Source organism: Pseudomonas sp. 1152_12, assembly GCF_052850675.1.
Genome location: NZ_VXCW01000002.1, coordinates 573,763 through 596,041, shown reverse-complemented (window position 1 = coordinate 596,041; position 22,279 = coordinate 573,763). Strand labels below are relative to the sequence as shown.

The 22,279-nt window shown below is 57.3% G+C and carries 26 protein-coding genes and 3 pseudogenes; 12 read left to right on the top strand and 17 right to left on the bottom strand.

The genetic code is table 11. From position 1 onward, the window contains the following. The first annotated feature begins 477 nt into the window (after positions 1–477). Positions 478–819 (top strand): DUF6124 family protein, encoded by a 342-nt coding sequence (locus FW764_RS05385; protein ID WP_446433072.1) that lies wholly within the window; start codon positions 478–480, stop codon positions 817–819. 50 nt (positions 820–869) lie between these two features. On the opposite strand, the gene FW764_RS05380 is transcribed toward FW764_RS05385, so the two are convergent. After that, positions 870–1,394, bottom strand: coding sequence for an N-acetyltransferase family protein (locus tag FW764_RS05380; protein ID WP_446433071.1), 525 nt, complete (start codon positions 1,392–1,394; stop codon positions 870–872). A 261-nt stretch (positions 1,395–1,655) separates the two neighbouring features. Between FW764_RS05380 and FW764_RS05375 the strand changes: the two genes are divergently transcribed. Beyond that, positions 1,656–2,120 carry a hypothetical protein gene (locus FW764_RS05375; protein ID WP_446433070.1) on the top strand — a complete coding sequence of 155 codons (465 nt, stop codon included), beginning with the start codon at positions 1,656–1,658 and terminating at the stop codon, positions 2,118–2,120. Positions 2,121–2,124: 4 nt separating this feature from the next. Then, the gene (locus tag FW764_RS05370; protein ID WP_446433069.1) at positions 2,125–2,451 is read left to right on the top strand and encodes a hypothetical protein; all 327 of its coding nucleotides are present in this window, start codon (positions 2,125–2,127) and stop codon (positions 2,449–2,451) included. 46 nt (positions 2,452–2,497) lie between these two features. On the opposite strand, the gene FW764_RS05365 is transcribed toward FW764_RS05370, so the two are convergent. From FW764_RS05365 to msrA, 5 genes are all read right to left on the bottom strand, one after another. Continuing rightward, positions 2,498–2,839 (bottom strand): hypothetical protein, encoded by a 342-nt coding sequence (locus FW764_RS05365; RefSeq protein ID WP_446433068.1) that lies wholly within the window; start codon positions 2,837–2,839, stop codon positions 2,498–2,500. Between the two features lie 13 nt (positions 2,840–2,852). Continuing rightward, positions 2,853–3,095 (bottom strand): hypothetical protein, encoded by a 243-nt coding sequence (locus FW764_RS05360; RefSeq protein ID WP_446433067.1) that lies wholly within the window; start codon positions 3,093–3,095, stop codon positions 2,853–2,855. Positions 3,096–3,107: 12 nt separating this feature from the next. Then, positions 3,108–3,587, bottom strand: a complete 480-nt coding sequence (locus FW764_RS05355) for a hypothetical protein (RefSeq protein WP_446433066.1) — start codon at positions 3,585–3,587, stop codon at positions 3,108–3,110. A 55-nt stretch (positions 3,588–3,642) separates the two neighbouring features. Next, a complete protein-coding gene (locus FW764_RS05350) occupies positions 3,643–4,125 on the bottom strand; it encodes a GNAT family N-acetyltransferase (RefSeq protein WP_446433065.1) in 483 nt (160 codons plus the stop codon). A 117-nt stretch (positions 4,126–4,242) separates the two neighbouring features. After that, the gene (gene msrA / locus FW764_RS05345) at positions 4,243–4,749 is read right to left on the bottom strand and encodes a peptide-methionine (S)-S-oxide reductase MsrA (protein ID WP_446433064.1); all 507 of its coding nucleotides are present in this window, start codon (positions 4,747–4,749) and stop codon (positions 4,243–4,245) included. Positions 4,750–5,259: 510 nt separating this feature from the next. On the opposite strand from msrA, the gene FW764_RS05340 reads away from it, so the two are divergent. Next, positions 5,260–6,513: a ferredoxin reductase family protein gene (locus tag FW764_RS05340; RefSeq protein WP_446433063.1), complete on the top strand. Its 1,254-nt coding sequence runs from the start codon at positions 5,260–5,262 to the stop codon at positions 6,511–6,513. Between the two features lie 617 nt (positions 6,514–7,130). Here FW764_RS05340 and FW764_RS05335 read toward each other — a convergent pair. Continuing rightward, complete coding sequence (locus FW764_RS05335) at positions 7,131–8,552, bottom strand: serralysin family metalloprotease (RefSeq protein ID WP_446433062.1); 1,422 nt, start codon at positions 8,550–8,552, stop codon at positions 7,131–7,133. 563 nt (positions 8,553–9,115) lie between these two features. On the opposite strand from FW764_RS05335, the pseudogene FW764_RS05330 reads away from it, so the two are divergent. Beyond that, positions 9,116–9,309: pseudogene (locus FW764_RS05330) on the top strand (IS5/IS1182 family transposase); the annotation flags it as partial. 99 nt (positions 9,310–9,408) lie between these two features. On the opposite strand, the gene FW764_RS05325 reads toward FW764_RS05330, so the two are convergent. Then, positions 9,409–9,627, bottom strand: coding sequence for a LysR substrate-binding domain-containing protein (locus FW764_RS05325; protein ID WP_446433061.1), 219 nt, complete (start codon positions 9,625–9,627; stop codon positions 9,409–9,411). Between FW764_RS05325 and FW764_RS05320 the strand changes: the two genes are divergently transcribed. Further along, positions 9,556–9,981: a nuclear transport factor 2 family protein gene (locus tag FW764_RS05320; RefSeq protein WP_446433060.1), complete on the top strand. Its 426-nt coding sequence runs from the start codon at positions 9,556–9,558 to the stop codon at positions 9,979–9,981. The two genes, FW764_RS05325 and FW764_RS05320, sit on opposite strands and share 72 nt — an antisense overlap. Before the next feature lie 8 nt (positions 9,982–9,989). On the opposite strand, the pseudogene FW764_RS05315 reads toward FW764_RS05320, so the two are convergent. Then, positions 9,990–10,109 (bottom strand): annotated as a pseudogene (locus FW764_RS05315) (hypothetical protein); the annotation flags it as partial. Between the two features lie 103 nt (positions 10,110–10,212). On the opposite strand from FW764_RS05315, the gene FW764_RS05310 reads away from it, so the two are divergent. Continuing rightward, positions 10,213–10,836, top strand: a complete 624-nt coding sequence (locus FW764_RS05310; RefSeq protein WP_446433059.1) for an SMI1/KNR4 family protein — start codon at positions 10,213–10,215, stop codon at positions 10,834–10,836. Between the two features lie 57 nt (positions 10,837–10,893). On the opposite strand, the pseudogene FW764_RS05305 reads toward FW764_RS05310, so the two are convergent. Further along, positions 10,894–11,265, bottom strand: a pseudogene (locus FW764_RS05305) (NADAR family protein); the annotation flags it as partial. A gap of 86 nt (positions 11,266–11,351) precedes the next feature. On the opposite strand from FW764_RS05305, the gene FW764_RS05300 reads away from it, so the two are divergent. After that, positions 11,352–11,759, top strand: coding sequence for a hypothetical protein (locus FW764_RS05300; RefSeq protein WP_446433058.1), 408 nt, complete (start codon positions 11,352–11,354; stop codon positions 11,757–11,759). A 108-nt stretch (positions 11,760–11,867) separates the two neighbouring features. Next, complete coding sequence (locus FW764_RS05295) at positions 11,868–12,908, top strand: alpha/beta hydrolase family protein (RefSeq protein ID WP_446433057.1); 1,041 nt, start codon at positions 11,868–11,870, stop codon at positions 12,906–12,908. Between the two features lie 409 nt (positions 12,909–13,317). Here the strand turns inward: FW764_RS05295 and FW764_RS05290 are convergent, their stop codons facing one another. The 4 genes from FW764_RS05290 to FW764_RS05275 form a co-directional block, all read right to left on the bottom strand. Continuing rightward, the gene (locus FW764_RS05290) at positions 13,318–14,541 is read right to left on the bottom strand and encodes an amidohydrolase family protein (protein WP_446433056.1); all 1,224 of its coding nucleotides are present in this window, start codon (positions 14,539–14,541) and stop codon (positions 13,318–13,320) included. Positions 14,542–14,612: 71 nt separating this feature from the next. Beyond that, positions 14,613–14,852, bottom strand: a complete 240-nt coding sequence (locus tag FW764_RS05285) for a DUF2790 domain-containing protein (protein WP_446433081.1) — start codon at positions 14,850–14,852, stop codon at positions 14,613–14,615. Positions 14,853–14,929: 77 nt separating this feature from the next. Next, positions 14,930–15,400 carry a cyanase gene (gene cynS / locus FW764_RS05280; RefSeq protein WP_446433055.1) on the bottom strand — a complete coding sequence of 157 codons (471 nt, stop codon included), beginning with the start codon at positions 15,398–15,400 and terminating at the stop codon, positions 14,930–14,932. Positions 15,401–15,430: 30 nt separating this feature from the next. Next, on the bottom strand, positions 15,431–16,072 hold the full coding sequence (locus FW764_RS05275; RefSeq protein ID WP_446433054.1) for a carbonic anhydrase: 642 nt from the start codon (positions 16,070–16,072) through the stop codon (positions 15,431–15,433). 111 nt (positions 16,073–16,183) lie between these two features. On the opposite strand from FW764_RS05275, the gene cynR reads away from it, so the two are divergent. Next, entirely contained in the window at positions 16,184–17,062 is an 879-nt protein-coding gene (gene cynR / locus FW764_RS05270; RefSeq protein WP_446433053.1) for a transcriptional regulator CynR, read from the top strand. Here cynR and FW764_RS05265 read toward each other — a convergent pair. Then, positions 17,059–18,366 (bottom strand): FAD-binding oxidoreductase, encoded by a 1,308-nt coding sequence (locus FW764_RS05265; protein ID WP_446433052.1) that lies wholly within the window; start codon positions 18,364–18,366, stop codon positions 17,059–17,061. The two genes, cynR and FW764_RS05265, sit on opposite strands and share 4 nt — an antisense overlap. A 107-nt stretch (positions 18,367–18,473) precedes the next feature. Beyond that, positions 18,474–19,103, bottom strand: coding sequence for a YebB family permuted papain-like enzyme (locus tag FW764_RS05260; RefSeq protein ID WP_446433051.1), 630 nt, complete (start codon positions 19,101–19,103; stop codon positions 18,474–18,476). A gap of 109 nt (positions 19,104–19,212) precedes the next feature. Between FW764_RS05260 and FW764_RS05255 the strand changes: the two genes are divergently transcribed. Next, positions 19,213–19,947 carry a helix-turn-helix domain-containing protein gene (locus FW764_RS05255; RefSeq protein WP_446433050.1) on the top strand — a complete coding sequence of 245 codons (735 nt, stop codon included), beginning with the start codon at positions 19,213–19,215 and terminating at the stop codon, positions 19,945–19,947. A gap of 116 nt (positions 19,948–20,063) precedes the next feature. Beyond that, positions 20,064–21,449 carry an aminotransferase-like domain-containing protein gene (locus FW764_RS05250; protein ID WP_446433049.1) on the top strand — a complete coding sequence of 462 codons (1,386 nt, stop codon included), beginning with the start codon at positions 20,064–20,066 and terminating at the stop codon, positions 21,447–21,449. Here FW764_RS05250 and panB read toward each other — a convergent pair. Continuing rightward, positions 21,437–22,252: a 3-methyl-2-oxobutanoate hydroxymethyltransferase gene (gene panB / locus FW764_RS05245; protein WP_446433048.1), complete on the bottom strand. Its 816-nt coding sequence runs from the start codon at positions 22,250–22,252 to the stop codon at positions 21,437–21,439. The genes FW764_RS05250 and panB overlap by 13 nt on opposite strands. Positions 22,253–22,279: the final 27 nt, after the last annotated feature.

Sequence of the window (22,279 nt, the reverse complement as noted above, 5' to 3'; positions counted from 1 at the left end):
CGCCACATCTCTAGATCCCTCTATATGGCACTGAGCCACTAATTGGCGGCGATAATAGGATGGCGAAATGATGGCGTCAATTAAATGTACAAAAATGTGTCAGGACTGATGCAGGGATAAGCGGTAATAAGGACATGTCCTACAACCAACCCTGAAACAGGAAAGTCCGAGGCGACAGCGCCTTGCTCCCTTGCCTACGCTTGCGTCAGAATCCGCCGGCTTGTGCGCTTGGGTGATCGTCTCTAAGGTTGCTCGGTCGCTGAAAACTCAGTGATCGGGTTTAGTAGCCCGAGTGACAACATGAAGTGCATAAGCCTCATCTCTCAGATGCTCTTGTCTGTGCTTGATGGTGGCTGTGCGCAGGGCGCCTTCGGGCGCGCCGGCTTTGTGTGTTTCCCCGGTCTACTAACCTGTGCACAGCTGCCACCCCTTCGTTTAGTAGCGAAGAGGTGTTGGCCCTCACCAGGTACAACACACATGTTCAAAATAACGCCCAACCCTCCAAACGAGCCGGACCTGAAACTCGATCAGGCAGCGCATCGCACCATTGATCGCTATCTCAACTCAGAATCTGACTCACCTTCCCCACCGCCAGGTTTGTTCAGCGTTGCCGCCGACGCCAGCAACGAAACCCTGATCACCAACAGCTACGAAACCTTTTCCTCGGTGACCGCCTTGCTGCTTGACCCGCCGGAAGACCTGACCGGGAAACAGCGCGATGTGGCGCTGGCGATTCATCAGTTGAGTGAGCTGGGGGTTTTGTTGCTGGACAGGTTGATGGCGCGGGAGGTCAAGCTTTCAACGGCACTGCCCGATTAAACAACAGGGCGCAGGCCACCGTTAAAAGCGTGGCCTGCCTCTAAGCTTGCCTAACCCACCCGAATACACGGCAATCGATACCTCACCTCGACCAACGTCACACCACCGCGTTCAAGCGTGCGCTCACTGCCCGCTTCTTCAGCGCAGCCCGCCCTGCGATAAAAGCGGATAGCGCGCTCATTGCGCGCCAAGACCCAGAGCGTTAACTGTTGAAACCCTTGCTCAGTCAAAAACTGTAAGCCTGCGTTCCACAACGCCAGCCCAACGCCGGTTTGCCAATGCTCCGCTTCAACGTAGAGGGCCATGACCTCACCGGTGTTATCCGCATGAGCATCTTCATCACGGCTGGCGCCGACGGATATCCAGCCGACCACCTGCTGGTTCACTTGCGCGACCCATACATTGGATTCGCCGGATTCAATTGAGCTAATCCAAAACGACTCCCGCCTGGCCAACGTCGCACCCAATGAGTTCAAGTAGTCGGCGGGCATCAGGTCGCGATAGGCTTGCTGCCAACTGCTGATGTGCACTTGGGCAATGGCCTTGGCGTCTGCGGGTGATGCGTGGCGAATCATCGAGGCATTCCTTGTCCGGACATCGAGCGGTAAGCGTAAGCCAGCCTCGATTACGATTTGGCGATACGATTAGATTTTTTAGGCACGGTGAGTCAGAGCAAAATGGTCATGGTCTGTACTCACACTAGATGCGCTTAGCTATGAAACCATGCGGGCCCACATCAAGCTTGAACTACAGATTAATAGCCGTTACCTGACGTCTTCCATCCTTAGGTCATTTAGGTAACTTCACACATTCGCAGTGCATACAGGCTCGCCAAAATGGACATCAGCACCCTCACACTTCAACCATTGCTTCGCCAGGGAAGCGAGTTGAACGGTTGCACGGTGGCCAAACGGTGTTCAATTGATTTTCTGATTAACCAATGTTCGTTGCTCAATACGCTCGTCACCGCTGGCGGTGATCACTCAGACTATATGAGCTGTTTCGTCAAAGGCTTCCCAGTGGCAAACGATCTGTCTTGCGCTCGTCTGCTTTTGCGAGAACCCGCCGGAACGGAAAGCGGCCGTGTCCTGCTGTACGTTTGCCCCGAGTGCGGCGACATCAGTTGTGGCGCTTACTCAGTGCAGGTCAGCCAAAACGATGACGGCTTTACGTGGTACGCGTTTGCTTACGAGAACGGGTATGAAGAGCCCGTCATCATCGATGGCGTTGGCCCCTTTGCCTTCGAACAGCATGCGTATGAAGCAGCCATAAACAATGCCGCAGGGCTAATGAAGGAGTAATCACATGGCGCGCTTTTCAATTTACAGCGGATCGATTTTGGTCGGCTATTCAGCGCTTGAACAGGGCGACCCTTCGATGGGTGTTGCCTTCGGCGCCTTTGAGCCCACCGACGGCTATCGATTGATCCACAGTGAATGTCGCAACAATCACCGCGATCAGTCCGCTTTGTTACTGTCTGTTCAAACCGAGGAAGGCCTGGTGATTGATTGTTCAGGCGTCTCCATCCTGGATTACTCGGAGAAGGACTTCGAGGATGTTATCGAGGTCAACGTTCTGGGTATTTCGTCGCCTCCGTATGAAGCGCTGTTTCCTCAGCACCTACCCCGATAGGTACGCCTGTTTCGTCAATCAAGCTCTCCAGTGGCGCCCGCTGTTATCACACTGGGTATGCGCCCGCCTCAAACATCGGCCCACCAAAGGTGAAGAATCTAAACGTTATCTTCTCGTGCCTGACATCTCGCAGCTCATACCGAATTCGGTCAAGCCCATCATTTATGCGCATCACGTTGAGGCGCATAAATTGGGTAATCCCGCCGCCAAATTCACTGAGGTTGAGCGCGCTGACATCGTGAAAATGTATCGTCACCGTATCCCAGTCTGTTGTATCGACGGACAGCGTCAACGCCAGGTCGTATTTGAAGTCTTCGAACTGGATGTCGATGGCGATGACACAGTCACGCTCGCGCAGCAGCTCGTTCAGACGATCAAGTCTATCCATGTGCCACCCGCCTTCAGCCCATTTGCTCAAACCGCCGCCGCTTCAGGAACAACCCCACCCCGAGCGCCACGGCAAAGATCGACAACAACCCCAGATCAAACCCAACCAAGCGCACCTGGCTCGCAGCAACGCAGCCGAGCACACCGCCCACCACCAGCAACACGCCCAGCCACTTGCGCAGCGGGTAGGACTTAAGAAAGCGATCCAACAAAAAGAACAGCACCAGGGCAATGACCAGCTGGGTAATTTCGGACATGGGTGTCTCCGGTCAGGTCTTGATGATCAGTGTCGAGGCGGTGCGTTGCGGGCCGATACCGCCGTTGACCTGCGCCTCGATGCTGACCAGTACGTCGCCTGCGTGGTAGGTGGGCAGGATTTGATTGGCATACATGCGCACGCCGACCCCGACAGGCGCACCCACGTAAGGGGTAGCAACATAAGAAGTGGCGGAAGCGAAGGCCGCGGCGGCAAGGTTAGCGACCTTGGTGCGTTGCGCATTGAGGGTATCGCCCTGTTGCCGGGTCAGCGGCTTGGAGATGCCGACCATCATCATGCACGGCAGGCCCTTGGCCAACATTTTGTCGTACACCTCGACGACCTTGCTGTTGACCTCGTAGTGGGCGGCTTTGGCTTCGCCAAAATGCAGCTCGCGCAGGCGTCCGCGTTCGTTGTCGGTGAGGGTGATCTGCGATACGTTGAAAACGATCCCGTGATTGCCTATGTATTGGAAAGTCCCTTCGAACTTCATCGCGCGCATCCTTTCGAGCCAAAGACGGCGATTCTCTACAAGGAAGGCGTTGGATTCAATGCATTTCACCCTGCCGGCAAGCTGCGTTGCCTGGCGTAAGGTTCTGACGGACATAATAATTGTCGAATTCACTGGTTTCGACGAACTGGAAGCCATGGCGGGTGTAAAACCGGTTCGAGGCGCTTTCTTTGAGGGCGCCGACTTTAACAGGCAGTGCCGCCGCATCTGCCTCGTTGAAAATCTGGGTGAGCACCGCAGCGCCTATTCCTGATCCTTGCGCGCTCGGTCGCACGTATAAATGGTCGAGCACGAGTTCATTGGGGTGATGCTTGAGCACCACAAAGCCAACCTTGTTTCCAGCCACTTCAATGAAACGGGTGTTGTGGGCTTCAAAGCCGCTTACAAACCGCTCGCGTGCCCGCACTGGGTCAAATCGCCCGACACGCTCCAAACTTTCGCGCATGGCCTCAATTCGAATGGCGACTAGATCATCTACGTCGCTTGGTTGAGCGAGGACTAACTTGAGTGTGATGGGCATATTCTTCGCTCTACGTCCCCATCCTGGTATGGCCAGTGTGGGAGGCCGAGGCCAGACCACGTTTATACGGTTTCCCGGATCGTGGTCTGGCCCATTTTTCTTGGGTGCTGCTCACGCTCAGGCGCGCTTGGGCAATTTCCAATTCGGCCGGATGAAGTGGCAGGTATAGCCATTGGGGATGCGCTCCAGGTAATCCTGATGCTCCGGCTCCGCCTCCCAAAACGGCCCGGCCGGTTCTATTTCAGTGACCACCCGGCCCGGCCATAACTTGGAGGCATCCACGTCGGCAGCGGTGTCTTCGGCAATGTCCCGTTGTTGTTCACTCAGGTAATAAATCGCTGAACGGTAGCCTGGCCCCAGGTCATTGCCCTGCCGGTTAGGCGTGCTGGGGTCGTGTATCTGAAAAAAGAACTCAAGAATCTGCCGGTAAGTGATCACCGCAGGATCAAAGACAATCTCAATCGCTTCGGCATGGTTGCCATGGTTGCGGTAGGTGGCATTCGGCACATCGCCACCGGTGTAGCCGACGCGCGTGCTCAGCACGCCGGGGTAGCGTCGCAACAGGTCTTGCATGCCCCAGAAGCAGCCGCCAGCGAGGATGGCGGTTTCGGTTGGGTTGGTCATGGTTTGTCCTTGTGCTGAATGGGTACAGGGGTAGTTATGGGGCTGTGTTGGGCAATAGCAAGGTTGAACGTCGGGTTGAAGTTCGTGTTCGCCTCACTCAAAAACTCCTCGGCCAACAAATTGGCTGCACAGCGCTGCCATACGGTCGATGCCACGGCGTCCGCCTGGGCAGGTCACGTGCTGGCCGCTGCCCAAGAAGCCGCCGCATCGAGAAACGCGTCAACCGATTCGTTTTCCCAGCCTGGCGCACTTGGCCCATAGGGCGATGAACCCATTGCCCAATAAAAAAGTAAAGAGGACGTGTTGGTCTAAGTGATCAGTAAACACGTCGGGATGCCCAGTCTGCAGAGTGGTGGTGTGTACGAGCGGACTCATTTGGTTTTTCGCCCTAATCATGACTGAGGTCATGGCCCTGTTTCAGCCTTCTGCTAGGGTCTGAAGCCGCTGAAGAATCCAAGGAAGGTGAGATTTCAGTCTTGTAACATCGGACTAATGATTGGAGCGTTCGCGTTGAAAGCCTCGCACTGCATACTCGCCATCTTGCTGATTACAGCAGCACTGCTGCTGATAGACATACCTGTCGATACTTGGCTGACGTCAGCAACCCTTAGCTTGATTCTCGGGACTAGCGCACTGGTTTACATGGCAACTGCCTGCCTGCTGGCGAGTCGCTGGGGTGTAGTTGAGAGTCTGTTTGGCGGCCTGGATCGCGTCTATGCGGCACACAAGTGGCTAGGCATATGGGCTCTGGTGTTTGCCTCGTATCATTTTGTGTTCAAGGCGAATCTGGACGTTTGGAACAGCGTGCCTATCCTGGAACTCCCCAAATACTGGACGCGACTGGTACGCCAGTTGAGCTATGTGGCACTGGGTCTGATCGTGCTGCTGGCGCTGAACCGCAACATTCCTTACCGCCTATGGCGATGGTGGCACAAGCTTTCCGGCCCATTGTTCCTGATCGTGATCTTGCATTGGCTCAGTTTCAAATCGCCGATCACCCTGCTCAGCCCTTCGGGTATCTGGTTGACGCTGTTCTGCGGGTTGGGTGTGCTCGCTGCCCTCTACAAGCTGGTGCTCTATCCATTTGTTGCCCGGGCCGGCGAGTACCGGGTGACCGCCGTGAATAGCGTCAATGACGCACTGCATTTGACACTGGAGCCGATCCATAAAGGGTTTGACTTCAAAGCGGGGCAGTTCGCGTTTCTGGCGATGCAGCAAAAGGGCCTGCGGGAGCCACACCCTTTCACGATAGCAAGCGCCAACGATTCGAATGGGCAGGTTTCGTTCATGATCAGAGGGCTGGGGGATTACACTAAAAAGCTCTGCGAGTGCGCAAAAGTCGGAATGTTCGCGACCCTCTACGCCCCTTACGGACGCTTTAAACGCGCCCCTCAGGCCGAGCGGGAAATCTGGATTGGTGCAGGTGTGGGCATTTCGCCCTTCATTTCTTGGTTACAAGACCCAGACGCAAAAGACTTCGAAAAAGCGACGCTGGTCTATTGCTTCACGCCGTCGCGCGCCTTCCCTGCGCCCGAGGAGTTGCAAGCCATGACCACGATGCGTGGGGCACAATTCGTTCGTAATGTCGGCGGCATCGAACCGTTGGCCGAAACCTTGCGCCAAGCGGTGATTCACACCCAACCACACAAGGTTCACGTCAGTTTTTGCGGCCCCAAAGGTTTACTGGCCAAGGTGCATGAACTGATGGATATCAACCGGATCCCGAAAGCCAATCTGCACTTCGAACTCTTCGAATTCCGTTGAGTCTGCGGGATGCAACCTACTCAATGGCCTCAGGTTGTGTCGCCTCATTTGACCGGCTTACTTTGCTGGCTTAATCAGTTGTCAATGGCAGCAATGGGCCGGAGCAGCCCTTCGTGGGTGGCTGCTTGCGACCGAGACTGTGTAAAAACGCATCCATCGTACTTAGATCTGCAACGTTAAATCTGCCAACCTTAATCAGTCACAGGAGCGTTCAAGGCTGGGTTTATCCCAGTTATCTTGTGAGGAAAGTAATGGAGGCTCTTCAACGTGCTCCCATTCCAAGTACCACTCGTATGTTTCGTTGTCAGCCTTGAATTCATGTTTAACAGTCCAGCCAAGCGCCACTAGCTTTTGAGCCCTGTGAGAGGCATGTGTCTTAGTCAGTCTCGGCGCTTGCATAAATGTCATCACATGTATGATTGCTGGAGATTTTAACGCAGGTATTGCCTGATGAAACGCTTCACTCAAGGCGAATATCGCGGGCAAAGCACCTTGCTCCCCGAGAGCCTCGACGATGACGTCAGCAGTTCATGGGTGACCTCCAAGTGCTGGCGGATAGAACATCTATAACCCGTCAGATGGAGGTCTAATTTCTGAGACTGCAAAACAGCGATGGCTTAAGCGATGATATCAGTCGTCGCGGCCTGCCCGATCGTACCGACTGCAAAGCTCACCAGGCCACTGCCAGTGAGGTCGATCATCAGACTGCTCTGATTACTCTCTTGGAAGTAGGTCAGGATGGCGTCGCCAGCATGACCTGTGAAGCTGCTCACGAAGTTCAGCGTTGCGCTGGCCGACGAGAACGCGGCAATGCCTGACAGGTCTATTTTGTCTTGCCCTGTGGTGAAGTCCATGATCCAGGCAGGCGCTGTCATCGTCGAGTCGCTAGCGTGGCCGAACACAAAAGTGTCTGCCCCGGCACCGCCCCACAAGGAATCCCCACCGCCACCCCCATAGATGATGTCGTTGCCGGCACCGCCTTCAAGAATGTTGGCCGCCGAATTACCCATCAAGAGATCGTTGCCAGCGCCTCCGATCGCGTTTTCCAGTGTTACACCATGAGCAATAGATACGTTACCCACCAGGCCGCCCACATCGGAGAACGAACCTGCATTGAGGTTGATTTTCTGGTTCTGGCTGAAACCGGAGAAGTCCAGGGTGTCGTTACCACCGCCATCCCACACCGAAAACACCAGTTTGTCGCTGGATGCGGTCGCCGTGTAATAGTCGCGCTCGGTGTTCGAGTTGAACCCGTAAACGGTGTTGCCACTGCGGGTATCCAGGTTCGCCCCGTAGAGCTTCTGGATCGCCACGATGTCATCCATTAACGGCGCTGACGAATAAGTACCACTGAAATTCTGCTGGGTATTACTTTCGCTCCAATAACTCATGAGGCTATAGCCACGCGTGTCCTCAGCATAAGTGACATCGTTGTACGTCGGGTTGCCGTTTCCAGCGTTGTAGTTGCCGGGGTGAGACAACCCCAGGGAGTGGCCAATTTCGTGGGTGAGCGTTTGCCGGCCGTAGTTACCGTTGTCCGGCGTGGTGTTGACCTGATACTGATCATTGACCCAATACCAGGACTGACCGTCACGTGAACCACCGGTTGGCAAGTACGCGAAGGCTGCACCGCCGGTATAGTTGCTGTAGTTGCCAAACGTCAGGTGACCATCGGCCCCGCCAGGGGTGTCAGCGAAGGTCACATTGGCAACATCAGACCAAGACTGCAAAGCGAGCACGGTCTGGGCCTTTTGCACGGCATTGAACTCACTGAAATTACCCAGGTTCGGGTTGAAGTCAGCGGGCTTGGAGGTCAGAAATGTGTAGCTGAGGCTGACTTTTCCATCCCCGTTCTGATCGTGCCAGCTTGCGCCTTTACGCAGTAATTCGTCCGCAGCCTGGTCGGCGGTGAACGAAGGCTTACCGTTCACCAGAACAGGCCCGCCACGGTCATACGCATGGTGAAAACTATCGACCTGCTCGTAAGCCGTGCTGGTCTGACTGGTAGTAAGTACTTTATTTTCTTTTAGTTTTGACATATACGTCCTTGTTAATCACTGATAAAGAACCCCTGAGTGGAGAAGGCGCTTCTGAAGAATCAAATGTTTACATTGTTGGCGGGGGCGTGATTGATGACTTAGTGTTGAGCTGAGTTATTAATGTTGCCCCGGGCATGCCAAAGCCCTATTTAAAATATTTAGTGTGCATTGATCACCGTTTGATTATTGTTAAGGGGTTGTAGTGTCCTGAGACATCAGCATTAGCGTTTAAGCACGCGATAAATGCTTTAAAAAGTCATTATCTTTACCCGAAGAGCAAGATAACAGCCACGCACGAGGCTTGGGTGGCCATTGTCAATTCCTAACCTGCGTTGTCCCTGATATCGGGGGCAAGAGCATCGACCAGACCAAACTCTCGTTACAAAATAATCGGTTTGGTACAGTTATTGGATAGCCGGATTCAGTGCGATAAGTCCGCACGGGCAGCGCTGCTCACCCACTTTTTTATCAACCAGCCTCAGCACAACACTTACATGCTCAACACGAAACACCCCCTGAATTAATAGAATAACTGCAACGTTTGAAACGAGTTGCATAAAGCCAGACTGAGCAACGCGCCGGACATGAGGCGAGTCCGCAAGCGCAAGGTGGAGCATCCCTTCGGGACACGCCTTTCCTGACACGAAAGCTGAACGGAGTAAGTGCGTAGATGAGCTTGAACGTACTCGCCTACACCCTGAAGCGGGTCATGAACATTCTCGGCACCCGCGGTTTAATGAAGGCGCTGTGGGCCTGAAGAGGTGTTTATTTTGTCCAACCCGCACGGTAGAAACGACGCTGAGGGCTCCCAAGCCCGAGGGATGATCCGCAGGACTTTTTGCGAGCAATTACTCAGCTAACAGCCTTCTGCACTGCGCATGAAATCAACAAATGCACGCAACTTGCCTGGCATGTGTTTACGATGGGGGTAGTAAAGATGAAACGCATCGTCCATGCCGCTGTGCGGCTTCAATATCTGACTAAGCGTACCGTTTTCTAACGCTTGCTTCGCGAAGTCCTCGAAAACGAAGCCAATGCCTTGGCCTTGTATTGCCGCATCAAGGACGGACCTCATTTCGCGAGCAAGACTTGTGACAAGGAGTCTCTGATCAAAGCGAGCGCAGGTGCTAATGCTGCGCTCAATGACGCGCCGGCCTCCGTCAGGCTGACACTGCGTGTTGTTCGATTGAATAGCCGCACATTGAGTTGTGCTTCCATACTTTTGATCGTGCGTGATACCGCGTTCCGCCCGTCTCCCGAAGCTCAAGGTGTAATCGTCAACATCGACATCGTAGGCACCGCTGCCAGCGTGCGCATCGACACCACTGACGTATCGGACTTTTGCTTTACAGATTTCTTCAACCGGCTAAAAGTCGATGGCAAGTGGACGGTGGTTAGCAAGATTTACTACACACATCCAAAGCATTAAACCCTGTTTTCTCCAAACACTCCCAACGGCCGACACAGCACAACGAACTGGCGACAGACGCCGCGGATGGCCTTGCTGTTATCGTTTCGGAAGTTGGCAATGGTCTTGAATTCGGGTATCAATCGCCCGCCCCGCCCTTCAACAGCCCCCTGCTGGAAGGGGGCCGTGTGCTGACGGTGTTTACTTCAAACCCTTCCCCGATGTTTTTTACTAAGGTGTTGCGAGCCCTCAATGACTGACTACCGTGGATTGACCTTTGACGACACCCGCGAGGGCGCATCCGACCACACCCTCTCGCAACTGGAGGCCCAACTCGGTGCCCGCCTGCCGGACGATTACCGGCAGTTTCTCAAGGTCTGCAACGGCGGCAATGTGGATTACGACGTGCTCGCCACTATGAGCAATGGCGAAGAGGAACTGCTGAGTTTTTCGCTGTATGGGCTGCAGCCCGGCGACGCGTATGAATCCAACCCTTTTGAACTGGAGCAACTGCGCCAGCAACCTGACTTCCCGGCTACGGGGTTGTTGCCGATCGGCCGCGATGGCGGTGCGAGCGTCTTGCTGCTTGACCTGCGCGACGGTCGCCAGGACGTAGGTGCGATGGTCGCGGGTTTGCCCGCATGGACGGGTCGCCGCCAACAAGGCGATGAATACGTGGTGTTGGCGAACAGCTTCACTGCCTACCTGGACGCGCTGCACCTGTCGCAGGAACGGATCGCGGAACATATCAATCACTTTGTCATCAGCGCGGATACGATTGAGGCGACATTAGCGTGGCTGGATCAAGGCAGCCCGGGCTGGCGCGAGCGCTATCGGGACGTCTGGAATGCACGGGTGGTGGACAGGCAGATCTGATACCGGCCAAGCGACGAGCGCGATTTGAATGACCTTTCAAGAGGCGGCGCATTGACCTTGCGGATTCTGAGCGAACTTGGCCTGGTTCGCCCGAACGACGATGTCGTATCGGTGTTGCAGCCAAACCTTATCATCGAATCCGCGCACGTTACGGCCCAGTGCTTTGGCGGCATTAGGCGTAGGCGCGTGGAGCACTTGCGCACGAATGTCCTGATCGTCAAACAAAGCGGCTTTCTCGGCCATCATGAAGTGTTCGGCTGTTGGGTAATGTTGCCCCTCGACAATGAACCCGGCCTCGAACCATTGGCTGAAGCACGACGCGGTGACGACATGTTTGCTGCGCTGGTGCCCCCAGAAAAACGTGAAACTCAGATCTTCTCCCGCGTTGAAACGGGCACACAGTTCTTTGCGGTGGTCAGAGTCGTTCAATGAGATATCCTCGCTAACTGAAGATCGAAGTTACCGCTGTTGTGCCGACCAAGGCAATCACACACCCTCTTTCTCGGAACCCCGCCATGCCGCGACGTCTCACGCTCTTGCTCTTACTTCTCCCCGGCCTGGCGCACGCCCTCCCCGCCCTGAAAGACACCACTCTCTACACCGCCACCGCCCACGACTGCCACGATGTCGACCTCGCCACCTGGCAGCACCCCACTCGGACACTGCTGGAGAAAAACAACTTCCAGCTAGAACGCATCCAACTGTGTAACGGCGGCCACTATCCGATTTTCCAGGTGCAAGCCCCCTACGACCCACGCGGTCAGACCAAGGATTTTTTCCTGCCGCTGTATGAACACATGCGCAAGGCCAACGGTAAGTGGCCCTACGCATTGGTCGTCAGCAGCGATGCGGTGGTGGTGTATGTGAGTTATCCGAAAGACGATGGCATCTCCCTGGATTACGAGGGGTTCGAGGCGCCGTAGAAGTGCTTTCAACTCCGCCCGGACACGCTGCATGCGTCCCAGCAGGGGATGCAGCGCGATAGGATTTCAGGTAATGATGCGCCACCAAATTCAAGGAAGATAACAACAATGAAAACCGCTTCCCGCGCCCTGTTCCTGCTCTGCCTTTCCACGCCCGCCTTCGCCGCCGAAAGCCCGGTCGGGTTCAAAACCGCCACGCTGCCCGATGCCCAGAACCACCGCCCTCTGGAACTGGTGGTCTGGTACCCCGCCGCTGCCACGGCCAAACCTGAGCTGATCGCTGACAACGCGGTGTTCATCGGTGCCCTCGGTGTGCGCGATGCTGCGCCGGCTGCCGGCGAGCATCCGCTGGTGGTGCTGTCCCACGGCTACGGCGGCAATTGGGGTAAGCAAGTGTGGCTGGCCAGTGCATTGGCGCACAAGGGTTACATCGTGGCGGCGGTCAATCACCCTGGTACCACCACCAAAGACCGCAGCCCGCAAGCTGCCGCACAGTTGTGGCAACGCCCGGCCGACCTGAGCCGCGCTATCGACGCGGTACTCGCTCAGCCAAAGCAGTTTGGCGCGGTCGCGAACCACCAGATTGCTGCGGTGGGCCATTCACTCGGCGGCTGGACCGTGATGGAAATCGCCGGTGCACGTTTCGACCCTGACCTGTTCAGCCGCGACTGCGCCGAACACCCTAAATTGGGCGGCTGTATCGGCTACAACGAGATGAACCCTGCCGCTGCGCCAGCGGGTAAGGCGCAGTTGGCCGCGGATTTGAGCGACAAGCGCGTCACCGCCATTGTGTCTTTGGACCTGGGCCTGTCACGCGGCTTCACCAGCGCCAGCCTGAGCACACTGCCGGTGCCCGCGCTGGTGATTGCGGGAGGTGTGCCAACGGAGGATATGTCACCGCAATTGGAGTCCGCCGACATGGTCAAGCGCCTGCCAAAAGCTTCGACGCAGTACGTGGAGATAGGCGACGCCACGCACTTCAGCTTTATGTCGATCTGCAAGCCGGGAGGTATGGCGTTGATTGAAGAGAGCTCGCCCGGCGATGGCATGATTTGCCGGGATGGTGAAGGGGCTCGGCCACGGGCGGTGATTCAGCAGCAGGTGGTGGAGCTGATTACTGGGTTTCTGGGGCGGACAGCTCACCATTAGAAAAAAGGGTGACTTCAGAAGGGCTGCATCTCCCGCCACTCGGCTCAGACGGTGCAGAACGCCAAGCTGTCGAGATCTATCTCTGCATAATTTCCCAACTCACCCCTGCAGAGATAGATTTTTGAGATAGCTAGCTGGGACTTTAAGCACTCAACGAGGTTTCTAAGGTTTTGGTTTTTAGACATTGTTGTCGGCGACATTACATTCGCCGCACCGGGCTCGTCGTCATACGTTCTTACGAGAAACTCATCATTTTCGTTGTGTATGACGTAGTGAAAACCGCGGTACGCATAGCCTATTTCGTAGTCGACGTCATCGAAGCGCGTAGTTTTTACTAGCTTCAAGGGAGTCCTCACTAAAGTAGTCGCTCTAAATCATCAACACCGCTCAGGGTACTACCGCGACAGCATCAAAAAATGATGGAACGCTGACAAACCGACGTCGCCACAACCTTCCCGCGCTTAAGCACCATCAACCGCGCCGGCAAGTCGAGAATCACATCACCCACCGAACGCGTATCCAGCAACACCAAGTCAGCAGCCTTGCCCGGCGCCAATCCATAATCCTTCAGCCCCAGCGCTTTCGCCGGGCTCGTGGTGAGCATCGGCAACACCGTGGCCTGGTCATCCGCCCCGCCCAGGTGGCAGGCAGGAATTGCCAGTTGCGCAATGTTGAGCAAATCGCCGGTGCCAAACGGGGTAAACGCGTTGCGGATGTTGTTGGTGGCCAGGCATACATTCACGCCGCCATCACGCAGTGCTCGCACCGGCGTCAGGGTACGGCGTACGTTATGGCCGTCACCGCGCGCACCGAGGTGCAAGTCGGTGGCGGGCAGGCACATGACGCTGATGCCCGCCTCGCGGATCAAGGCAATGATCTCGCGCTGTTTGTGCGCCGGTACGGCGCCCAGACTGGTCAAGTGGCCGACACACACACGCCCTTGATAGCCTTCTAGAAGGGTCTTGCGCGCGAGGTATTCAATGCTCATGTGCTCGGCGTTGTCGGCGAAGTCCTGATGGAAGTCGATGTCCTTGCCGTAGCGCTTAGCCAGCTTGAATACGTAGTCGATGTGTTCATGCGCTGAGTCATCGTTGTAAGGAATGCCGCCCACTACATCGGCGCCTTTTTCCATGGCCTCGACCATCATTGCCTGCATGCCCGGTAGTTTCAGGATCCCTTCCTGTGGGAAGGCGACCACTTGGATGTCGATGACGTCGCGCAGCCTATCGCGCAGTTCCAGCACCACATCAAAGCCGGTGAAGCCTTGCACCGGGTCGAACTCGGCGTGGGCGCGTACGTGGGTAGTGCCGGCCTGCACGAGAGCACGCAATACTTGGGTGGAACGCTCGAGGATGTCGTCGCGGGTCAATGTGGGTTTGAGTTCGGCGGTGACCGCTATCGCCTCCTTTAAGGTGCCGGAGCGATTGGCCTTGCGGTGCATGACATTGGCCTTTTCCAGGTGCAGGTGCCCTTCGACAAACCCCGGGATCAGCACGTTGCCGTGGCCTTGAACTTCCTGCGTGGCTTGGGCTGAAATGTTCGGCGCAACTTCGATGATTTTGCCGTCGCGCACCGCGACGTCCATCAGCGGTTGTGCGTCGTCGACGCGTACGTTACGAAAGATTAAATCCATGACGATGGCCCTCAATGCTGCTGTCCTCAGGCGCACCGGGCGCAGCGGTAAAAAAACAAACCATGGGTGGTTCAACCGTTGGAGCAGCCGTTACCCATTACGTGGTATTCGAGAATGTGTCGCTGGCCCTTGGAGTCTTCGTAGGTCATGCGCACGGGCACCACGGCGCAGACGTGCGCAACCTCGCTGATGGACATGACGCGGGCGATGTCAAGGTGCTGGGCATAGCTGTATTGCTCAACGGGTAATGGCTCGTCGGCCATCGCCACAGCGCAAAAAGCGCCGAATAGAAGTACAAGTAAGGCTTTCATATTCATCTGACCTCTTGCAGATCTGCAGGAAAGTGGAACCCGGCGGCTGTGCAGCGCCGGGCCCATGGGTAGCGTGATCAGAACGGTTTGGTCGGCAGGTACTTGCCATCCAGGGTGATCACTGCGCGGGAGCCGCCGTCTGGGTCATCGACCTTCTTGATGTCCAGTTTGAAGTTGATGGCACTGATGATGCCGTCGCCAAATTTCTCGTGCACCAGGGCCTTGAGCGTGGTGCCGTAGACCTGAATCATTTCGTAGAAACGGTAAATGGTCGGGTCGGTCGGGATACCGTTGCCGATGCTGCCGCGCACCGGGATGCTTTGCAGCAGGAGCACGGCATCGGCGTCAAGACCCAGGGTGTCAGCAACGGCTTGGGCGGCGTCGGCCGGCAGTGGGTGCTGGCCAAGCAAGGCAGCGGTGACGAACGCTTCATGCAGGCCGGTGCCTTCGGCGATCTGGGCGAACGACAGGTCTTTGCGGGCCTTGGCCAGGAGGATGACGTCGGCCAGGGCAAGGCGAGTGTTTTGGCTGATTTGTGACTGGATCATGGGGGTATCTCCGTGGGTAAAAATGGGGTGTTAGTGGGAAACGGCGCGTACGGTTGGGTTGTCGGCCAGCGGCACGAACTTGCCGGTGCGGCCATCGAAGGCCTGGATGCAGCCACTCTCGATGTCGTAGACCCAGCCATGCAGCGTTACGCGCTTTTCTTCGAGTGCAAGGCGCACTGAGGGGTGCGTTTGGATATTGGCCAACTGCGCGATGACGTTTTCACGCACCATCGAGGCAACTTTGGCGGGCTGGTCAACGTGCTTGCGGGCCTCGTTAACCACCCGGCCGGAATCGGCGTAGCGCAACCAGCCGGCCACGGCGGGCATGTGGTCCAGGCATTTGCAGGTGGCGATGGCGGTCATGGCGCCGCAGTCGGAATGCCCGCAGATCACGATGTCGCTGACTTGCAAGGCGGCGACGGCGTACTCCACCGAGGCCGACACGCCGCCCGGCTCAGGGCCGTAGGACGGCACGATGTTGCCGGCGTTACGGATGACGAACAGGTCGCCCGGCTCACGCTGGGTGACCAGCTCTGGCACCAGCCGGCTGTCGGAGCAAGAGATGAACAGTGCCCGTGGGCTCTGTTGGTTGGCCAGGTCTTTGAACAGACCGGCACGCTCTGGGAAGGCGTTGCGTTGAAATTTCAGGAAACCGTCGATGATGTCTTGCATGGGTGACTCCAGTAGTTCGCGATGCGATGAAGCAAAGGTTACGGAGCCCGTGCAATAAGGTAAAAGTCTCATATATGATAAAGCACATTAGATAAACTTATAGGAGCAAGCATGCTCGCACGTCATATCCAATACTTCCTTGCGGTCGCGCAGCATCAGGGTTTCACCAAGGCGGCGACGGCCCTGCATGTCTCCCAGCCAGCGCTGTCGCAGCAAGTGCGGCAGTTGGAAGAGAGCCTCGGCACAACGCTATTTGATCGCTCAGGACGCAAGACACGCCTGACCGATGCCGGGGAGGTTTACCTCCGTTATGCGCTGCGGGCCGCGCAGGAACTGCAGGAAGGTAAGCGTGCGATCCATGACGTGGGCGATTTGAGCCGGGGAACGCTGCGGATTGCCGTGACGCCGACCTTCACCACTTACCTTGTGGGGCCTCTGGTGGAAGCCTTTCACCAGCGCTACCCGAACATCACGCTGAACGTGCGCGAGGTCGCCCAAGAGCAGATGGAGCACCAACTGCTGGCAGACGAGCTGGACGTAGGCATTGCGTTTGATGAGGTGCATGCGCAAGACATCGAGACCTCTCCCCTGCTGGTCGAGACACTTGCGCTGGTAGTCGGTAAACAGCACCCGCTGGCGGGGGAGCGGGCAATTGGGTTGGAGGCGCTGAACGGCGAATCACTGATTTTGCTGAGCAAGGAGTTCGCCACCCGCGAGCAAATCGACCGCTATTGCAACCAACATGGCATCCGCCCGCGCGTGGTGATGGAGGCCAATGTGATCAGTGCATTGATTGAGGTGGTGCGCAGGACCACGCTGTCGACCTTGCTCCCGGCCGCCATTGCGCGGGCACATCCAGAGTTGGTGGCTATTGAGTTGGGGCCGCAGCGGTTGGAACGCACTGCGGTGTTGATGCAGCGCAAAGGGGCGTATCAGTCGGCGGCTGCACGGGTGTTTATGGACGTAGCGAAGCACGTGGCCGGAGCCTAGGAATAGGTGTCCCAGAGCTTATTGCGGAATCGTTTGCCTGGGTCCAATTGCGCCTTGAGTGCGAACAGGCGCCGCGCGTTCGGGTAGGCGCGTGAGAATTGCTCCGGCGTCGCATGCAACTGGTACGGCAGGTAGTAGGTTCCTCCAAGCGACAGCGCGGCGTCGATAAGCTCACGTGTCCACACGCCGACTGCGTCGCGGTCTGCCACGCCAACGCGTTGCCAGTAATAGAGTACGAACGAAAACACTTCTTCACGCGCCCAAGACAGGCACGATTGAGTGTCACTCGGCGCGTGCCGGATGGAGATGTTGACGGCATTAACAGCGTGCGCCCGCAGGATGCCAGCCATCAATGGTATGAACGCGTTGAGTTGGCCGACGGGAACAAAATACTCCTGCAACGCATAGGTGCTGGTGCGTGTTGCGATAGGCCCCAGTGAGGCGACGTCCGCACTGGCCTCGTAATTGCGCCGTACCACCGGATGGCTGAGATAGCGCAGCGGATCGACCACATCCTTGCGGATCAGTCGGCCGCCGGGAAGCTTTGCCACACTCCAGATCACGGCTTCATCGAAGGCATATGATTGCCCCGGCGCGACCAGCCGGTGTGCGACTGTCGGCGCTTTGTCCGTGGCGCACCAGGTGACGCACGTGGCCCGGTCAAAGAAAGGCGGCGCCAAATCGGCGTTGTGCAAAACAGCCTGGAGGTTTCCACGCACGTGGTCATTGAAAAACGTCGGGTAATCGGTAACGGGCATTCGGCGCACCTGACGCTCCAGGGCGACGTTGGGTACCAGGTCCAATTCGACTTCGGTGATCACTCCCAGCGCGCCATAGCCACCGATAGCAGCGTAGAACACGTCGGCGCGGGTGCTGCGGGAAGCTTCGATTACCGAGCCGTCCGCCAGCACCAGTTGCAGGCAACGTACCGAATTGATCAGCGGGCCGGCGCCGACATATCGCCCATGCGCATTGACAGATAACGACCCGCCGACGGTGAAGTTGGCGTAGCTCTGCATTATTTTTACCGAAAGGTCATGTGGGTCGATGACCGACTGTAAATCGCGCCAGCGCATGCCTGCTTGCACACGTATCACCTGGTTCTCAGGTGAGAACTGGACCACCCGATTGAACGTTCGCATATCGAGGTGCAGGCTGCCCTCGGTGGCAATCTGCCCGCCCATGCTGTAGCGGCCGCCGCCCATACTGACGGGCCCAGCCCCTTCGGCAAGCGCCTGGCGAATCTCTTGCGTCGTACGCGGGGTGAGCACATCGTTAACCCAAATCGGGTTAAGCAACGTCACATCGTTAATCAGCCCACCTGAAGCTGCGGTCGCTATCGACCAAGGTGCTAGCGCACTGGCTGCGATACCGACCATGCCAGCGTGAAGCAACTCGCGCCGTGTGCACTTCACCGGGCCCACCGCTTCACCTCAGCGTGAGCATGCCCAGGCGCGTCGACAATCACTTGCACATGCGAACTGCGCAGCACGCTCGCCGGCGTCACGGTACACCGTTGCCACGGAATGCGGCCCAAATACCAGAAACGCCAGAAGACCAACCTCGGATCGGGATTTTGTTGCAGTAACGTCGCGAACGTCTCCACTTCTCCCACCTGTATATCGGTCGCTTCATAAATAACGTCACGAACGAAGCGCGAACAGAACTGGCGTCGCGAGCTGATGTTGAAGCCGGTGTCGTAGAACGTGCCCATGCGCCGAAGCGCTGCTTCGACCAGCGCACTGCGATGCTGGTCGCTGAGCGCAGAGGTCAACCTCGCAACGGCGTAACGGCCGTGCTCGGAGCGTTGCAGGAAGCGCGTCAGTGGCGTGGTTCGCGCGAAGGGAAACGTGCTTTCCGCTATCAACGGCTCGTCGCCACGGTTGTCGACGACGATGCCCACGTGGTTAGTCCATGAGTTCGTGGCGCTGGCGACTTCCAGGAACGGTCGGGCGGTAACGCGGATGAAAACCAGGTCCCCAATCTGCACATCATCCACGGGCGTTATGAGCGGTGTGATCACTCCATTGTCTACGGGCATGCTGACCTCCTTTTTTTGATGGGCCAGTATGCGAGGAGGACGCATATTTCACACCTTTACTCTAAATAATTTCTTAAACTGCTACTCCCAGTATCGGATTTCAATACTTATGACCCAAATCACCCAGCTCATCAACACAATTAAGCAGCGCCTGAAGTCTGCGGGAATGACCTATCGCGACGTTGCGCAAGCGCTTGACCTTTCAGAGCCCAGCGTAAAACGCCTGCTGGCCAGTGGTCGTCTGACGGTGGAGCGCCTCGCCCAGTTCAGTGATTTGCTCGGCTTGACGATGGCGCAATTGCTTCAGGAGGCGGAGTCGTCGGCACCGCGCCTGCAGATGCTGGAGCGCGAACAGGAAGCGCAGTTGGTATCAGACCAAACGTTGTTGCTGGTGGCCGTGTGTGCACTGAATCACTGGTCGCTGGAAGACATGCTGTCGGCCTATTGCCTGTCGAAAGCCGAGTGCATCAAGCACCTGCTGGTGTTAGAGCGCATGGGCCTGGCGGACCTGAAACCGGGTAACCGGATCAGGTTGCTCGTCGCGCGCGACTTTGATTGGTTGCCGAACGGTCCTATCCGCCAATTTTTTCTGCGCCAGGGTTTACCCGACTTCATGGGCAGCCCGTTCGAGGCACCGGACGAAACCCTGGACTTTGCGCATGGCATGTTGACCAAGCCTGCTTACGCTCAGCTGCAAGTCGAAATGCACAGGCTGCGCAGCAAACTGGCGGCGCTTCACAATGAATCGTTGACCGCGCCTTTGTCTGAGAAACGCGGAACGGCGCTCTTGCTGGCACTGCGTGTATGGGAACCACTGGCCTTCAGGAAGCTCAAGCGCAGCTAGTCGCAAGGGCTGGCGGTCTTTCGCGGGTTTGGGTATTACAGTACCTTGAGTAATACTGGCCCGGCCCCAACCCCGAGGTGTTCCCCGTGTAATCAGGTCGAGTGGCGCGAGTGGTCATGGATAAAACGAAACACAGCGCTTTCGCCTATCAGGCGGTGTACCGCTACCTAGTCGAGTTGATCGAGGCCGGCCCGGTGGATGTCGAGCGCAAACTGCCGTCCCTGCGCCAATTAGCTAAGCGCCTGGGTGTGTCGGTGTCGACCACCAAATACGCCTACGCGCTGCTCGAAGATGAAGGGCGGATCTACGCCAAACCCAAGTTCGGCTATTTCACCCGATTGCTGCCCGCGCCGTTATTGATTGAAGGCTCGCCCTGCCTGCTCGACCTGGTATTCGCCAACGCTCGCCAGCCTGGAGTGCTGGCCATGAGCAGCGATGCGCCAGCAATGCTGCTGTCGTTGGAAAACCCGCTGCTGATGCTCGAGCGTGAGCTGACCCGCCAGCACTCCCGCTCCCTCGCGCCCCTTTACCTGCCATTCGGTGAGCCCGAGCTGCGTGCCGCATTGGCCGAGCGCTACACCCAATCCGCCGACCGTTACTGGCAAGCCGACCATGTGTTTGTCGGCTCGGACTTGCACAGTGTGCTGGACGCGGCGCTTAGCGCCCTGGACCTGACCGGTACGGTGGCGTTGGTAGAGTCGCCGTGCTCTTGGGCGATTTTGCGTCAGTTGCAGGCGGCGAAGATCCGAGTGATTGAGGTGCCGCTGAATGCGCACGGGCGTTTCGACCTGGTCGCACTGAAAGGGCTGCTGATGCAGGTGCCGATTCGATTGGCGGTGCTGTCGTCAACGGTGAATATTCCCCAGGGTGGCGTGATGCCCGCGCAGGACAAGCAGCATATTTGCCGCTGGCTGGCGCAGCGGGATATCTGGTTGTTCGAAAACGACACCTATGGCGAGTTGTATTTCGAGCCGCAACCGGCGCGCTATCGTGATTTTGCCGACCCGCGGAAGCTGTTGGTGTTTTCAACCTTCGACAAAGTCATCGGCTCCGAAGCGCCTTATGGATACGTGCTGTGTCACGGTCAGGGCTCGCCGTTGCAGCGAGAGTTTCTCAAGCGCGGGTTTCGGCTGTCGCCGATCCGCCAGAGGGCAATCGCTAAGCTGTTCACCTCCAAGCGCATCGACGCGCATTTGAAAGCCCTACGGGCCTTGTTGCTGGAACGCATGACCGCCATGAAGACGCTGCTGGACGACGCCCAGTGGCCCGCGGCCGTGCCGCACGGCGGTGCGAGCTTCTGGCTTAAGGCCCCGTCCTCAGTCGACATGCGCCAAGTGTTCGAGCGCTTGCTCGCCCAGCGCATCGTCATCGCCCCCGGCGAGTTGTTCAGCCAACAAGGCGCGTGGCAGCAGCACCTGCGCCTGAGCTACACCCTGGACTGGAGCAAAAATATCGCCCAGGCCGTGCAGCAACTGGCCCAGGCGGTGCGTCAAAGCCCGTAGCAATGCCGCGCTTCGGGGAAACGGCCGTGGCGCACGTCGTCGGCAAAGCGCTCGCAGGCATCGCGAATCACCGCGCCAACATCGGCGTACTGTTTAACGAAGCGCGGCAGGTGCTCACCGCCCAGGCCCAACACATCTTCGGTGACCAGCACCTGGCCGTCGCAAGCTGGCGAAGCACCGATGCCAATAGTGGGCATATTCGAGTCCAAAGTGATCTGCCGGGCTACCCCCTCGGCCACCCCTTCCAGCAACAGGCTGAAAGCGCCCGCTTGCAGCGTGGCGCTTGCATCGGCGGCAATCACCGCCGCCGTTTCAGCCGTGAGGCCCTGGGCCTTGAACCCGCCCATCACATTGACGAACTGCGGCATCAACCCCACGTGGGCCATCACCGGAATGCCGCGCGCAACCAGAAACTCAACGGTGCCCGCCAACGCCTGGTTGGCCTCCAACTTGACGGCATCGCAACCGGTACGCGCCAGCACCTGGGCGCAGTTGCGGAACGCTTGCTGGTTGGATTCCTGATAACTGCCGAATGGCATGTCGGCGATGACACAGGCCAGGCGCGTGCTGTCCACCACTGCGCGGGTGTGGCCGATGATTTCTTCGAGCTGCATGCTTAAGGTCGAGGGGCGGCCATAGCCGACCATGGCCGTGGAGTCACCGACCAGAATGAAGTCGACCAACGGGTCGATCAGCTTGGCGAGGGCACTGGAATACGCGGTCAGGGCGACGATTTTCTGTTGGCCCTTCATCGCGACCAGCTGTGGGACAGTGATGCGTTTAGTGCGGGTGTGGATGCTCATCGAGGGTCTTCCGTTTGCGCTGAATAC

What these genes read in the sequence shown, in the direction of transcription:
- FW764_RS05360 (WP_446433067.1), bottom strand. Translation starts at nt 3,095, where the DNA reads ATGTCCGAAATTACCCAGCTGGTCATTGCCCTGGTGCTGTTCTTTTTG.
- FW764_RS05380 (WP_446433071.1), bottom strand. Translation starts at nt 1,394, where the DNA reads ATGATTCGCCACGCATCACCCGCAGACGCCAAGGCCATTGCCCAAGTG.
- FW764_RS05375 (WP_446433070.1), top strand. Translation starts at nt 1,656, where the DNA reads ATGGACATCAGCACCCTCACACTTCAACCATTGCTTCGCCAGGGAAGC.
- FW764_RS05310 (WP_446433059.1), top strand. Translation starts at nt 10,213, where the DNA reads ATGACTGACTACCGTGGATTGACCTTTGACGACACCCGCGAGGGCGCA.
- FW764_RS05285 (WP_446433081.1), bottom strand. Translation starts at nt 14,852, where the DNA reads ATGAAAGCCTTACTTGTACTTCTATTCGGCGCTTTTTGCGCTGTGGCG.
- FW764_RS05290 (WP_446433056.1), bottom strand. Translation starts at nt 14,541, where the DNA reads ATGGATTTAATCTTTCGTAACGTACGCGTCGACGACGCACAACCGCTG.
- FW764_RS05250 (WP_446433049.1), top strand. Translation starts at nt 20,064, where the DNA reads ATGGATAAAACGAAACACAGCGCTTTCGCCTATCAGGCGGTGTACCGC.
- cynS (WP_446433055.1), bottom strand. Translation starts at nt 15,400, where the DNA reads ATGATCCAGTCACAAATCAGCCAAAACACTCGCCTTGCCCTGGCCGAC.
- FW764_RS05255 (WP_446433050.1), top strand. Translation starts at nt 19,213, where the DNA reads ATGACCCAAATCACCCAGCTCATCAACACAATTAAGCAGCGCCTGAAG.
- cynR (WP_446433053.1), top strand. Translation starts at nt 16,184, where the DNA reads ATGCTCGCACGTCATATCCAATACTTCCTTGCGGTCGCGCAGCATCAG.
- FW764_RS05260 (WP_446433051.1), bottom strand. Translation starts at nt 19,103, where the DNA reads ATGCCCGTAGACAATGGAGTGATCACACCGCTCATAACGCCCGTGGAT.
- msrA (WP_446433064.1), bottom strand. Translation starts at nt 4,749, where the DNA reads ATGACCAACCCAACCGAAACCGCCATCCTCGCTGGCGGCTGCTTCTGG.
- panB (WP_446433048.1), bottom strand. Translation starts at nt 22,252, where the DNA reads ATGAGCATCCACACCCGCACTAAACGCATCACTGTCCCACAGCTGGTC.
- FW764_RS05385 (WP_446433072.1), top strand. Translation starts at nt 478, where the DNA reads ATGTTCAAAATAACGCCCAACCCTCCAAACGAGCCGGACCTGAAACTC.
- FW764_RS05335 (WP_446433062.1), bottom strand. Translation starts at nt 8,552, where the DNA reads ATGTCAAAACTAAAAGAAAATAAAGTACTTACTACCAGTCAGACCAGC.
- FW764_RS05350 (WP_446433065.1), bottom strand. Translation starts at nt 4,125, where the DNA reads ATGCCCATCACACTCAAGTTAGTCCTCGCTCAACCAAGCGACGTAGAT.
- FW764_RS05300 (WP_446433058.1), top strand. Translation starts at nt 11,352, where the DNA reads ATGCCGCGACGTCTCACGCTCTTGCTCTTACTTCTCCCCGGCCTGGCG.
- FW764_RS05295 (WP_446433057.1), top strand. Translation starts at nt 11,868, where the DNA reads ATGAAAACCGCTTCCCGCGCCCTGTTCCTGCTCTGCCTTTCCACGCCC.
- FW764_RS05355 (WP_446433066.1), bottom strand. Translation starts at nt 3,587, where the DNA reads ATGAAGTTCGAAGGGACTTTCCAATACATAGGCAATCACGGGATCGTT.
- FW764_RS05325 (WP_446433061.1), bottom strand. Translation starts at nt 9,627, where the DNA reads ATGAGGTCCGTCCTTGATGCGGCAATACAAGGCCAAGGCATTGGCTTC.
- FW764_RS05370 (WP_446433069.1), top strand. Translation starts at nt 2,125, where the DNA reads ATGGCGCGCTTTTCAATTTACAGCGGATCGATTTTGGTCGGCTATTCA.
- FW764_RS05365 (WP_446433068.1), bottom strand. Translation starts at nt 2,839, where the DNA reads ATGGATAGACTTGATCGTCTGAACGAGCTGCTGCGCGAGCGTGACTGT.
- FW764_RS05275 (WP_446433054.1), bottom strand. Translation starts at nt 16,072, where the DNA reads ATGCAAGACATCATCGACGGTTTCCTGAAATTTCAACGCAACGCCTTC.